This is a genomic window from Flavobacterium sp. 245, from assembly GCF_004362055.1.
GTDB lineage: Bacteria > Bacteroidota > Bacteroidia > Flavobacteriales > Flavobacteriaceae > Flavobacterium.
This window is the reverse complement of sequence record NZ_SNXB01000002.1, coordinates 466,419-479,406: the sequence shown is the minus strand read 5'-3', so window position 1 is coordinate 479,406 and position 12,988 is coordinate 466,419. Positions and strand designations below refer to the sequence as shown.

The window sequence follows — 12,988 nt, the reverse complement described above, 5'->3', positions numbered from 1 at the left end:
TACTATAGAGCGTTTTCAACTTCTAAAGAAGTTCTTAACCCCAAATTACACAGATGCACACAAATTAATTCGCGAAAATTTGCGCAATTTGTGGTTAAAATTAAGCTTTCTAATCTTTTAGAATTTAAGTACTAGTCAAACCTATGACTCACAAGTTCATAGTAATTTAGTTAGTAGCAATCAGTTAACAGCTGGCCATTATTTCTAAATTCTGAAAGTGTTCCAATGTTATTTTCCAAACATAAAGTATCCAAAATCGTTTCAACATCTTTTTGCATCGCAAGCGAACCACAAATCATGATAACACCCTCTTCTTTCAGCAAATTAATAAAGAAATCAGCATCTCTTTTAATTAAATCCATGACATAAAAATGTTCCGCTTCGCGTGAAAAAGCCAAATGAAAATTATGAAGCTGTTGTTTCACAATCATTTCTGAAGCAAACGTTTTGTAGCCAGAAACCATTTCAGTTTCCATTCGGAATCCAGAATATAAATGCGTTTCGATTTTTTTCTTGTTTTGCTCAATCATTCCAAGAAATGGCGCAATTCCGGTTCCGTTGGAAATTAAAGCCACTTTTGATGCTTTTTTCGGAAAATGAAAAGCATGATTGTTGATGATTCGGCCTTTTATGACTTTTCCTGGCACTAAATTATTTAAGAAACCAGAACCCAATCCATGCTGATGAAGTTTGACAACCAATTGTATGTTTCCAGAATGATTTCCAATCGAATATAAGCGTTCTCTGTTGTCGTTTGCTGGATAAATGGCCAATAAATCACCAGATGTAAATTTGGTTCTTGCATTAGCTCTTAAAGTGACTAAGAAAGTTTGTTCTGACTCGGAAACTAAAGTTTTGTCTAAAACCATTAATTTCTGAAGCCCTTTTGGAACATGATTATAAAGTGAAGGTGTTGTTGATAATGAAATTCCGGTTTTGGCACTCCATAATTTCACCCATTCCACAAATTCTGTTGCCGATTTATCATTAACAGTCTGCAATTCCAAGAAACGTTCCGACCAGTTTTGTTTTTCTAAAAGCTGATCCATTTCAACAGCAAAACCACAAAAATCAGGATATGATTTTGAGCCAAAACCAACAACAGAAAAATTGATTTTCTGCTCTTGATTATTTTTCTTTACTAAAGAAACAAATTTACTTCCGTTAGAAGGCGCGTCTCCCAAACCGTGTGTTGAAGAGAAAACAATAATATGTTCTGCCTTTGGAAAAACAGTAAAATTATTTAATTCAGCAATATGCGCTTTATGTCCGTGATCTATTAATTGTTTCAGAATTGAATTGGCAAAACGCAAAGTGCTTCCGTTTTCAGAACCTGCTAAAATGATGATCGAACTTTCGGCAGCTTTGAATTTATTTTTAATACGGCTCGCTCTTCGCTTTAAAGTGATTGCAAAACCAGAATAAATAAAGAATAGAATATTTAGACAGGCGATTGCCAAAATAATAGCCCAAACAGCATTTATTCTGCCGGTGTGAATATCAAGGCTTAAAGCGGCTAATTGAATCGTCATTGGCGAAAGCTTTTCTGTAATTACAGCACCTGTAACTTGATTAACTTCTATTTCGCGGTCTTTTAATTCAATGATATAATATTCTTCTGGGTCATCTGTAAAAGGGAATTCGATTTTTTTTACATCTTTCAAAAGTGTTTTTTCAAAGACTGACGTTTTTTTGGCTGTTGCCGAAAGTTCAGTTTTTACAGGCTTCGCTTTTTCATCTCCCATAAAAAAGTTGAACCTTTCAAGAGAAAGGTAAGTTCCAGTAAGCGCAATAATTAAAATCGGAATTAAAGCTAATCTTCCAAAAACAACATGATAATATTGGGCAAAATATTCTTTGATTACTTTCGAAAAGAAATTACGAATTCCTCTTTGACGGCTCAAAACAAGCATAAAGCCTGAAATTGCAATCAGAAATAATAAAAATGATATTACACCAACAAAAAAACGCCCCGTTTCATGAAGAAATAAGGAGCGGTGAAGACTTGTAATCCACTGAATAAATTCACTTTTTTTTGCCGGAGTTCCTAGCGTTTTTCCTGTTTTGGCATCGATATAAGCATTGATGTCATTTCCATCTTCATCAATAGCCTGAAGGGTTACAAATTGATTATAATCGACACTTAATTCGGTAATTTCGGCATATTTCTTTTTTAAAACCGGAAGTGTTTGACTTAAATTTAATGTATCAAAATTTTCTGTTTTGTACGGCAAAGTTTTTTCTTGAACAGCATCTACAGCCAGAATGATTCCTGTAAGGGATGCCAGCAGTAAAAACAAAGAAGAAAACAAAGCCAAGACTAAGTGTGTGTAACGCCAAAAAGAAAGAGTCATTGAATGTAAGCTAAAAGATAATCAAATATAAATGTGGAATGTAAGGTATTAAATTTTGTTTAATCTTACATATCTGATATAACCTTTACCGTCAGTTTTATCAGCAAGACCAGCTGTTGTCAAAGGAATTTCTAGATCACTTACATAATATTTCTGGTCCTCAACAGCCGATTCAAAACGTAATTTATATCCTTTATTCATTTTTGAATCATCGATTTCGAAAGTGGTAACACTTCGGTCTCCTCCAGTAACTGACGCCCCTGAGATAGCGCTAACATCATCGCCTTTTACAGTATGAAATTTGTTCCATTCTTTTAAGGATTTGTACCATTTTTTATCATCTCCCATTACATAAAGCGTTTTCTCATAATCGCCTTTTGGATTGATTAAAGAAACTACTATATATGCACCTTCTCCCATATAATTTGCCATTTGAAGCATGCATTTGTATTTGCTTGTTTGTGCATTAGACTGAAAAGAGATTAGGCAGATAAGTGCACTTGTAAGTGCGATTTTTAGAATTGATTTCATTTTTTGTTAATTATGAATTATGAGTTATGAGTTTTGAGTTAAGAATTGTGAGTTATGAATTGAATTCAAAACTCATAACTCATAATTCATAACTTTTTAAATTTATTTTAAAAATTCTATTGATATGTTTTGTTTTGTCAACGACTCATTTTCTTTTGCTAAAGCATAAGCGCTTTCATCAAATTCAGTCATAAGGTCTTTTTTTGCACCAATTGAAAGCAAGTATTTTAAAACTGAATCATCTTTTGCAACCATTGCAGCTTTGTGCAATGCAGTAATTCCGTCTTTGTTTTTAGCATTTATGTCAATTTGGAAAACCGCTAACTTTTTTAATAAAGAAAGATCATTTTTTGCTGCTGCGAAATGATATAAAGTACTCCCATCTTTTTGCGGAGTGGCAAGATTCAGGCCTTTTTCCTGAAGCATTTTTGCTTTAGCATCAAAAGTATCTTGCTTAGGATCTGGTTTGTACGACTGTACTAAGTAAAAACCTAGATTATTCCCATCTTTATCAAGAACTTTTGCATCGGCTCCTTTTCCTAATAAAAGTGCAACAGCTTCCGGAGTTCCGGATTTAACAGCCATTGTCAATGCCGATTCACCTTTCGGATTTTGTAAATTGATATTTTTTGCTACAGGCAGCAATACTTCAAGCGCACCATTTTCTCTTGCTCCCGCTGCAATCATAAACGGAGTGTTTCCATCATTATTTACTTTGTTTGCATCAACATTTTTTGATAGAAAATAAGCAAGGATTTCTTTCTGATTTGGTTTTCCTGCTAATAAATGAAGCACATTTTCACCAGATTTTCCTGTTACAGTTGGTTTTAATTTTAAATCTTCAACTAAAAACTTATAAGCTTCAAGCGAAGTCGTTTCTCTACGGCTTCCTTGAGTTGCAAATAAAAGAGCGTTATCAGTATATTTTACTTTTCGGTCTAATAATTTTTTCAAAAGTGCGATATTTCCAGTTCTGGCTGCATAATCAAATGCTGTGCTGCCGTTTTTGTCAGTATCATTTAGTGATAATCCTTTTGTAGTTAAAAAATCAGCTAGTTTTAAATCCTTGTCCGATGGAATTCCTAAAAGCAATAAGTTTTCTCCGTCTTTGTATTTTTTCTTCGGATCAATTCCAGCTTTAAAAAAAGATTCATAAAGCGCTGGGTCAGATTGCCCATTACTCGCTGCAAAAACTAGTGGCGTAGTACCGTGGCTGTCTTCAAAATTAATATCAGATCCTTTTGAGATTAAATACTTTACTAATTCGGTATTTCCTCTGTAAGCGGCCCAGTGCAAATAAATACGATTATCGTGTGTAGATTTGTTTACAGGATTTCCTGGTTGCTCTAATAAGAATGTTATAGTTGCAAAAGGTGCATCATTATTAATTGCTAAAGTGGTAACGTCAAAAGCATTTGCATTGGCTTCTGCTGGATTATTTCCTTTTGCAATTTCAGCTTTAACCGTATTGACATCTGGCGCTGTTTTCCAAAAAGAAGCTTCTAATAATGTATTTTTTTGCTGTGCATTAACAAAAAAAGCGGTAGTTAATGCCAAATAAAGAAAGATATTCTTTTTCATATTTTGGTATTTGTTGTTATTCAGTACGTTAAATTTTGTTTATCCTTTTTAGTAAAATCATTCGTAAAAAACGATTCTATTTAGAATAAATAAAAATAACGCAAATGTAAAAATTAATATCAGTAAACCAATTTATTTGGCTCAGAAACTTTGGTCTAAAGCAGATTTTAATATAATTTTCTTTGTATAAGACCTATATTTGGGATAAAAGTTTAATTTCATTTAAAATTTTATTTTCTAAAACAAAAAAGAGTATAATTATCATTAAATATTAATTTAGTAGCCGTTTCCAATAACATCTAAATTTAAAAAATCAAAACAATCTGTAGTATGGAGAATATTACTGTAATTATAATGTTACTGTTTGGAGTCGCTTTCTTGAGCTTATTAAGTAAAAGATATAATTTTCCAATTCCAATTGTGCTGGTTCTTTGTGGTGTGGCAATTAGTGTTGTTCCGGGGCTTCCGGTAATTGCCTTAAATCCTGAGGTCGTTTTTATTATCTTTTTGCCTCCTCTTTTATACCATGCGGCCTGGTACACGAGTTGGTACGAGTTTAAAAAAACGATTCGCCCCATCACACTTGCAGCAGTCGGGTTGGTTTTATTTACCACATTTTCTGTTGCCGTTGCGGCGCACATGCTTATAGATGATATCTCTTGGCCGTTGGCATTTTTGCTGGGCGCCATTGTCTCTCCTCCAGATGCCGTTTCGGCAACTTCAATTACTAAAGGACTCGGTCTGCATCCGCGATTGATTGCTATTCTTGAAGGCGAGAGTTTGCTGAACGACGCAAGTGGCCTTGTAGCCTACAAATACGCATTAACTGCTATAATTGCTGGAAATTTTGTGCTTTGGGAGGCAGGATTAAATTTCTTTATCATGTCGACTTTAGGAATTGCAATTGGTCTTGTGGTAGGTTATGTCATGAGCATTATTCATAAAAAATTTGTTTGCGATGATATTATAGAAGCGACATTGACACTTTTAACACCTTTTGCATCGTATTTAATTGCAGAGCATTTTGAATGTTCAGGAGTACTTGCGGTGGTAACTACAGGGCTTTTTCTGTCGGCTAGATCGAGCGTTATTTTTACGCATGAAAGCCGTATGATGGCTGGAACTATTTGGAACATTTTGACCAATATATTAAATGGTCTGATTTTTATTTTAATTGGCTTGCAGCTGCGTGATATTATTTCAGGAATAAGCAATTATTCTGGAACCTCTTTATTTTTATGGGGTGTTAGTATTAGTTTGGTCGTTATTTTGGTGCGTTTTTTATGGATTGTTCCGGCAACTTTGGTTCCAAGATTTCTCAGTAAAAGAATCCGTGAGAACGAAGAATTCGATTATCGCAACATGATTATTTTTGGGTGGTCCGGAATGCGCGGTGTGGTTTCTATGGCTGCAGCATTGGCTTTGCCATTAATGTTAAATGAGAAAGAAGGATTTCCGCTCCGTAACCTTATTATTTATTTAGTTTTTTGTGTCATACTTTCTACATTAGTTGTTCAAGGGCTTACGTTGCCGTGGCTCATTCGGAAATTAAAACTACAGCCGTATTCGATTTTAGCCGAAGAATATGAAATTAGAAATGTAATTGTTTCGGAGACAATTGCGCATATTGAAGATAATTTTTCGCTCCTAAATGATGATTTGCTTCATAATATTAAAAGCAAATATGAAGTAAAATTTAATCGTTTGCAGAAAACAGAGCTTCCAGCAAATTTCTTTGGAAAAGGAAATGTAATGGGAGGGGAGATTTTTAATGATTTTACAAAACTCCAGATCGATCTGCTGAATGTTGAGCGAGCAAAATTAGAAGTAATGCACAAAAACGGCTCCGTAAATGAAGAGATTTTCAGGAAAATAGAAAAAGAGCTGGATCTTGAGGAAACGCGCCTTTGGATGGAAATGTATGAGGAATAAGCGAATTAGATAATTAGATAATTCGAAAATTAAGATAATTTGATAATTGATTAAGTCAATTTTAGAAATCCTATAGTGTTGTAAAATAACTTATATTTACATCTCATATTATTATTTCATGGAAGAGAATAAACATGTCACGATCTACGATATTGCCGAGAAGCTGAATTTAGCAACATCTACAATTTCAAGAGCTTTAAAAGATCATCATTCAATAAGTGATAAAACCATAAAAAAGGTCAAAAAAGCAGCCAAAGAAATGGGATTTGTTCCTAATACTCTGGCAGCAGGCTTGCGCGGCAATAAAACAAAAACAATTGGCGTTTTGATTCCAACAGTTACGCAGCCCTTTTTATCATCTTTGATCAGCGGTATTGAAATTACAGCACAAAAATCGGACTATTCTGTAATTATTATGCAGTCGCACGATTCCTATGCCGAAGAAGTAAATATGGCTAAATCATTGTACAGCAACCGCGTAAGCGGTGTTATATGTTCGCTTGCAATGGAAACAAGAGATACTTCGCACTTTGAGCAATTTTCAAACAATAATATTCCGCTTGTATTTGTTGATAGGGTTCCAAAGGATTATAATACTTTTAGAGTCGTTATTGATAATTATTCGGCAGGTTATAAAGCTACCAAGCATTTAATTGAGCAAGGCTGTATTCGAATTGCACATTTAACTGCTGGTGCAGAATTTGGAAATCTTTATAATGAAAGAAAAAGAGGTTATACTGAAGCTTTAAGAGATCATAATTTGCCTATAATAGATGAATTGATAGTGGATTTAAAATCGGTTACCTATGAAGAAGGTGTAAAAGCAAGCAACAAATTATTTGATTTAAAGCCAATTCCAGACGGTCTTTTTGCTTCTGGAGATATTATAGCAGTTAGTGCCGTGCAGACCGCAAAGAAAAGAGGAATAAAAGTGCCCGAAGAACTGGCAGTCATTGGTTTTAATAATGACCCCATATCTGAAATTATAGATCCTAATTTATCTACGATCACGCATCCGGCAGAAAAAATGGGAAAGGCAGCGGCTGAAATTATTATAAAAAATCTAAAATCCCTTAAAGAAAGTGAAGTCCAGGAAATTACTTTCTTAAATACAGAAGTTCTTGTTCGCGAATCTTCGCATAGAAAATAAATTACTGTTTTGATATAAAATAAAAATCAGAAAATCGTTGGATATTTAAGAAGTTTATTTTGAGATATTTATTGTTTTTATCGATTAGTTTTAAGCATAAAAAAAACTCCCGTCAATTATAATGACGGGAGTTTTTTTATTTAAAAAGCAACCGATTGTCTTTTTGGTTTATTTTTCTGAATAAAATAGAACTGTAATAAATTATCCTACGCCAATGCTAACTCGACAATATTTACTTACAGATTACTCAAGCTTGATATTGTAGTAGAAATAAAAAAAAAACTAATATTTAACTTTTGCATTTTTTTTAATTTTTTTAACAAAACGCCAATTTATCTACAACGTTTTCGTTGTTATATATTGTTGTTTTATCAAATGTTTAAAATTTTAATTAAAAAAATGTATTATGTATTTTTTAAACCCCTTTTTTTTTAATTATTCAAATAAAAAAATTGCACAACCGGTTGTGTGTTGTTGTATTTTATATATATTTGTTCAAACAAAGATTTATTTTGGCTTTGATTATCATTCAAATACACACTAAATATAAGTCTGTTAAAAAAATAACCAACTAACCAAACTATTAACTAATTAAATTAACCATTTATGACTAACTTTTTAATTACGAAAAGCAAATGGAAATACTTTGAAAATTTAGGATTGCTATTCCTGATGTTTGTATTTTCTGCTGCTTTAAATGCTCAAACCACTGTATCTGGTATAGTTTCAGATGCAAATGGACCAATACCTGGAGTTAATATCATTGTAAAAGGAACTAATGTAAACACAGTTTCTAATTTTGATGGCGGTTATACCATACAAACATTGCCGTCTAACGGTGTTTTGGTTTTCAGCTTCATCGGATATAAAACCAAAGAAGTAGCTGTTGCTAATCAAACTAAAATAAATGTTACGCTTGAAGAAGACTTAAATGACTTGAAAGAAGTAGTGGTAGTAGGTTATGGTACCATGAAAAGAGGCGATTTAACCGGCGCCATTTCTTCTATTTCAAGTAAGGCAGTTACAGAATCTGTAACAACTACTATTGATCAGCTTTTGCAAGGTCGTGTGGCGGGTGTTCAGATTCAGGCAAACAGTGGTGCGCCGGGAGCGAGCTCTTCGGTTCGTATTCGTGGAATCAGCTCATTAAACGGATCTAACGAACCTATATATGTAATTGACGGTGTTATTATTGATGGAACAGCAAGTGCTTTAATGTCAAATCCATTAGCTTCAATCAATCCTTCAGATATTGTTTCGATGGATGTTTTAAAAGATGCTTCGGCTACTGCAATCTACGGATCTAGAGCGGCAAACGGAGTAATTATAGTTACAACAAAACGTGGCAAAAAAGGAGACATGGCTCTTAATTTTGACAGTTATGTAGGATGGCAGGAAATCCCAAAACATTTGGATTTGCTGAATTTAAAAGAATACGGCACACTTAAAAATACGCGTGCTGATTTAGGAATTGTGCAGCGTGATAATACTTTCATCAGACCTGATTTATTAGGTGAAGGAACTGACTGGCAAAAGGAACTTTTTACTACAGCCATGATGCAGAGTTATAATTTATCTGCTTCGGGAGGAACTGATAATACTACTTATGCAATGGGAATTGGATATTTAGATCAGGAAGGTATCGCAATTGGATCTGGTTTTGACCGTTTTAATTTAAGAGGAGTTGTTGATTCTCAGGTTAAAAGCTATTTTAAAATAGGAGTAAATTTTGCACTTAGCAAAACAAATCAAACAACAACAGTTACAGATGATTCTTTGATTCTAACTGCGCTTAAACAAACGCCAAACGTAGCTGTGCGCAATGCAGATGGTACTTTTGACGGACCAGATACAACTGAATTTGTTCAAAATAATCCTATTGGTCTTGCTTCAATCAAAGACAATCACAATATCAATTATAATATGAGAGCCAGCACGTATGCTGAGATCAGTTTTACAAAAGACTTGAAATTCAAATCGCAATACTCTTTAGATTATAGTTTTGCAAACAACTATACTTTTAGTCCGTCGTATACTTTTGGCGCACTTGTAAATGATGTTCGCGAAGGAACAAGAACAAAGTCAAACAGCGATTTCTGGATATGGACCAATATGTTGAGCTACAACAAAACTTTTGGTTCTCATAATATTAATGCAATGGTGTCTCAGGAAATGCAGGAATCACACTGGGAAAATCTTTACGGATACCGTTCAGGATATTTGACAAACGGTGCTACTGATTTGAATGCTGGTGATGCAACAACGGCTAAAAACTCAAACGGAAGCAATACCAGTGCTTTGAAATCTTATTTTGCCAGATTGATTTACTCTTTTAACGATAAATATTTATTGACAGCAACGATTCGTCGTGATGGGTCTTCAAAATTCGCTGAAGAAAATCAGTGGGGTTGGTTTCCATCTGCGGCTTTAGCTTGGAAAGTTTCAAATGAGGACTTTTTAAAAGACAACGAAGTAATTAATAACATGAAATTGCGTGTTGGCTGGGGAGAAGTAGGTGGTCAAAATGTGCCAAACTTCGCTTATACTTCAACTTATAATGCTTCGGCAACAAACTGGGGAACTGGACTTCTTGCAGCAAATACAGCTAATAAAGATTTGAAATGGGAAACTTCAAGCCAAACAAACATTGGTCTTGATCTTGGGTTTTTAAATAATAGAATCGAACTTACTACAGATGTTTACTATAAAAAGACAGATAATTTACTATTACAACTGCCACTTCCGGCTTATGTTGGTACAACTGGACAAGGTTCAACATCTTCTCCTTGGGTAAACGTTGGTTCGCTTGAAAATAAAGGTATTGAGTTTACGCTGAATACTTTAAATATGAACAGAAAAGATTTTTCTTGGAGAACCAATGTTACTTTCTCAATGAACAAAAGTAAAGTCCTTTCGTTAAACACAGAAACAGGAATATTGAACAAAAGCATTCAGCAAGGTTCTGATGTAACGATTGTTACGCGTACTGCGGTTGGAGAACCAATTGGTCAATTCTACGGATACAAAGTAATTGGACGTTTTGAAAACGCAACTGATTTCTATTATAAAGATAAAAACGGAACGGTTCAGCCAACTGCGTTGCCTGAAGGAATGAAAATTGGGGAAAACGGTGTTTGGATTGGAGATTATATTTTTGAAGACATCAACAAAGACGGTGTGATTAATGAAAAAGATCGTGATTATATTGGTAATGCAAATCCAGATTTCACTTTTGGTGTCAACAACTCATTTTCTTTCAAAGGGTTTGATGTTAGTATTTTGGTAACAGGTTCTTATGGAAATGATATTGTAAACTACCAAAGACGCTGGTTAGAAAATCCTAGAGAAAATACCAATTTATTGACATCGGCTTTAGGTTATGCGCAATTAGAATTAATTGATCCAACAGGACCAAATGATTACCGTAACGTACACATTGTTGGTGGAGATCCTTATATGCCTAGAATCGCTGCATCATCAGCAGCTTCATCATCAAATTATCGTTTCAGCAATCGATTTGTAGAAGATGGTTCTTATGTACGTATTAAGAATATTTCGATAGGATATAATCTTCCACAGAAATTATATTCTAAATACGGAATTTCGAATATCAAAATTTACTCAAATGCTCAAAACTTTTTAACGTTTACAAAATACAAAGGGTATGATCCTGAAGTTGGTTCGCTAAATCAAGATGCGCTTTTAACAGGCATTGATAACGGACGCTATCCTTCGCCAATGATAACAACACTTGGATTAAATGTTAACTTCTAAAATATTGCAAACAATGAAAACAAAAAAAATATTATACTCGGTTCTTTTGATCGCATTACCATTTGTTTGGACTAGTTGCAGTGATCTTTTAGATGTTGAACCCGAAGATCAGATTACAAAAGAGAATTTTTATCAGTCAGAAGCCGATTTTCAGGCTGCAACAGGACCGCTTTACAATAAAGTTTGGTTCGATTTTAATGATAAATTTTATTATGGTTTAGGCGATGGACGTTCAGACAATTTATATGCACCATATTCAGATTATGTTTATCCTTTTACTGATTTATCTGAAACTGGATTAACAGGACCTTTAGTTTCTGCTTGGGGATCATTATACAATGTCATACAACAGTCTAACAATGTAATTATTGGTATTTCAGACAGCAATGTAAATACGACTATCAAAAACAAATACATTGCCGAAGCTCGTTTTATGAGAGGAACTGCTTACTGGTATTTGGCATCACTTTGGGGCGACGCCATTATTTCTACTGACCCAAGAGAATTGGTTAAAAACCCAATTGTAAATAAAAGCCCGATGAAAGATGTTTATGAATTTGCAATTCGTGATTTAGAATTTGCTGCTAAATATCTTCCAGAGCAGGCAGGTCAGGCAGGACGTTTGACAAAATATAGTGCATTCGGAATGCTTTCCCGTGTTTATTTATCTTTTTCAGGAGTTAGTGACAATCCAAACAGCGGTACCAGAAAGCAGGAATATCTTGATTTAGCTAAAAAAGCAGCTTTAAAAGTATTCAATTCAGGTCCATATAAATTACTGGCTAATTACGCTGATTTATTTAAAATTGACAATAATAACAATCCAGAATCAATGTTTGCACTGCAATGGGTTCCAAACGGAGATTATGGCGTAAACAATACACAACAGGCTTATTTTGCATTAGGTTCTGATATTACAGGAGATGATGCCGCTTGGGGGTACTGGACGAGAGCTTCGTATAATATTTTACAAGAATATGAATCTAAAGATGCACGCCGTAAAGCAACATGGATGGGCGATGATGATTTTTATCCAGAAATAAACAAGTCAAATGGAGGTTACACGGTTGATCACACAAAAGATTTCTTAACTGTGAAAAAAGGCGTTGTAGGTTCAACTAAAGACAACGCTAAAACGACTCGTATGAATTCAGGTTTAAATACTTATATGCTGCGTTTAGGAGAAGTTTACTTGAATTATGCTGAAGCTACTTTAGGAAATAATGCTTCAACTGCTGATCCATTAGCAATTGCAGGTGTAAATGCGCTTCGCCAGCGTGCTGGTCTTGATCCAAAAACAACGTTGACTTATGCTGATATTATTCACGAAAGGAGAGTCGAATTGTGTATGGAAGGTCAATATTGGTATGATTTAGTACGCAGATCATATTACAAACAACAGGAAGTAATCAATTATGTTACCGCTCAAAACAGAGGAACTATCGTGCCAATTTTATATGATTCTGCAACAAATACAGTTTCGATTGATCCTTCAAAAAGCAACAGCACACGTTCTATTGGTGTAATTGATGCTACGATTTTTGTGTTGCCTTATCCAGAATCTGAATTGGTTCAGAACCCGTTGTTGAGAGAAAATCCAGTTCCGTATCAATTCACAGAAGAAAAAATCAAAGACTTATTCTAATCAGACTGAAAAAATAAATCT

Annotated in this window: 7 protein-coding genes; 4 read left to right on the top strand and 3 right to left on the bottom strand. The window is 34.2% G+C overall.

The features are described 5' to 3' along the window. Positions 1-170 precede the first annotated feature (170 nt). The 3 genes from EV145_RS05355 to EV145_RS05345 all read right to left on the bottom strand — a co-directional run bounded on the left by EV145_RS05355 (position 171) and on the right by EV145_RS05345 (position 4,466). Positions 171-2,354 carry a PepSY domain-containing protein gene (locus tag EV145_RS05355; protein ID WP_133524187.1) on the bottom strand — a complete coding sequence of 728 codons (2,184 nt, stop codon included), beginning with the start codon at positions 2,352-2,354 and terminating at the stop codon, positions 171-173. A 48-nt stretch (positions 2,355-2,402) separates the two neighbouring features. Continuing rightward, positions 2,403-2,885, bottom strand: coding sequence for a DUF2271 domain-containing protein (locus tag EV145_RS05350; RefSeq protein WP_133524186.1), 483 nt, complete (start codon positions 2,883-2,885; stop codon positions 2,403-2,405). Positions 2,886-2,987: 102 nt separating this feature from the next. Continuing rightward, a complete protein-coding gene (locus tag EV145_RS05345; protein ID WP_133524185.1) occupies positions 2,988-4,466 on the bottom strand; it encodes an ankyrin repeat domain-containing protein in 1,479 nt (492 codons plus the stop codon). Between the two features lie 330 nt (positions 4,467-4,796). On the opposite strand from EV145_RS05345, the gene EV145_RS05340 reads away from it, so the two are divergent. From EV145_RS05340 to EV145_RS05325, 4 genes are all read left to right on the top strand, one after another. Beyond that, positions 4,797-6,398 carry a Na+/H+ antiporter gene (locus EV145_RS05340; RefSeq protein WP_133524184.1) on the top strand — a complete coding sequence of 534 codons (1,602 nt, stop codon included), beginning with the start codon at positions 4,797-4,799 and terminating at the stop codon, positions 6,396-6,398. A gap of 118 nt (positions 6,399-6,516) precedes the next feature. Continuing rightward, positions 6,517-7,548, top strand: coding sequence for a LacI family DNA-binding transcriptional regulator (locus EV145_RS05335; protein WP_133524183.1), 1,032 nt, complete (start codon positions 6,517-6,519; stop codon positions 7,546-7,548). A gap of 606 nt (positions 7,549-8,154) precedes the next feature. Then, a complete protein-coding gene (locus EV145_RS05330) occupies positions 8,155-11,322 on the top strand; it encodes a SusC/RagA family TonB-linked outer membrane protein (RefSeq protein ID WP_133524182.1) in 3,168 nt (1,055 codons plus the stop codon). Between the two features lie 13 nt (positions 11,323-11,335). Beyond that, positions 11,336-12,967, top strand: a complete 1,632-nt coding sequence (locus tag EV145_RS05325; RefSeq protein ID WP_133524181.1) for a RagB/SusD family nutrient uptake outer membrane protein — start codon at positions 11,336-11,338, stop codon at positions 12,965-12,967. Positions 12,968-12,988: the final 21 nt, after the last annotated feature.

What these genes read in the sequence shown, in the direction of transcription:
- EV145_RS05335 (WP_133524183.1), top strand. Translation starts at nt 6,517, where the DNA reads ATGGAAGAGAATAAACATGTCACGATCTACGATATTGCCGAGAAGCTG.
- EV145_RS05350 (WP_133524186.1), bottom strand. Translation starts at nt 2,885, where the DNA reads ATGAAATCAATTCTAAAAATCGCACTTACAAGTGCACTTATCTGCCTA.
- EV145_RS05340 (WP_133524184.1), top strand. Translation starts at nt 4,797, where the DNA reads ATGGAGAATATTACTGTAATTATAATGTTACTGTTTGGAGTCGCTTTC.
- EV145_RS05345 (WP_133524185.1), bottom strand. Translation starts at nt 4,466, where the DNA reads ATGAAAAAGAATATCTTTCTTTATTTGGCATTAACTACCGCTTTTTTT.
- EV145_RS05325 (WP_133524181.1), top strand. Translation starts at nt 11,336, where the DNA reads ATGAAAACAAAAAAAATATTATACTCGGTTCTTTTGATCGCATTACCA.
- EV145_RS05355 (WP_133524187.1), bottom strand. Translation starts at nt 2,354, where the DNA reads ATGACTCTTTCTTTTTGGCGTTACACACACTTAGTCTTGGCTTTGTTT.
- EV145_RS05330 (WP_133524182.1), top strand. Translation starts at nt 8,155, where the DNA reads ATGACTAACTTTTTAATTACGAAAAGCAAATGGAAATACTTTGAAAAT.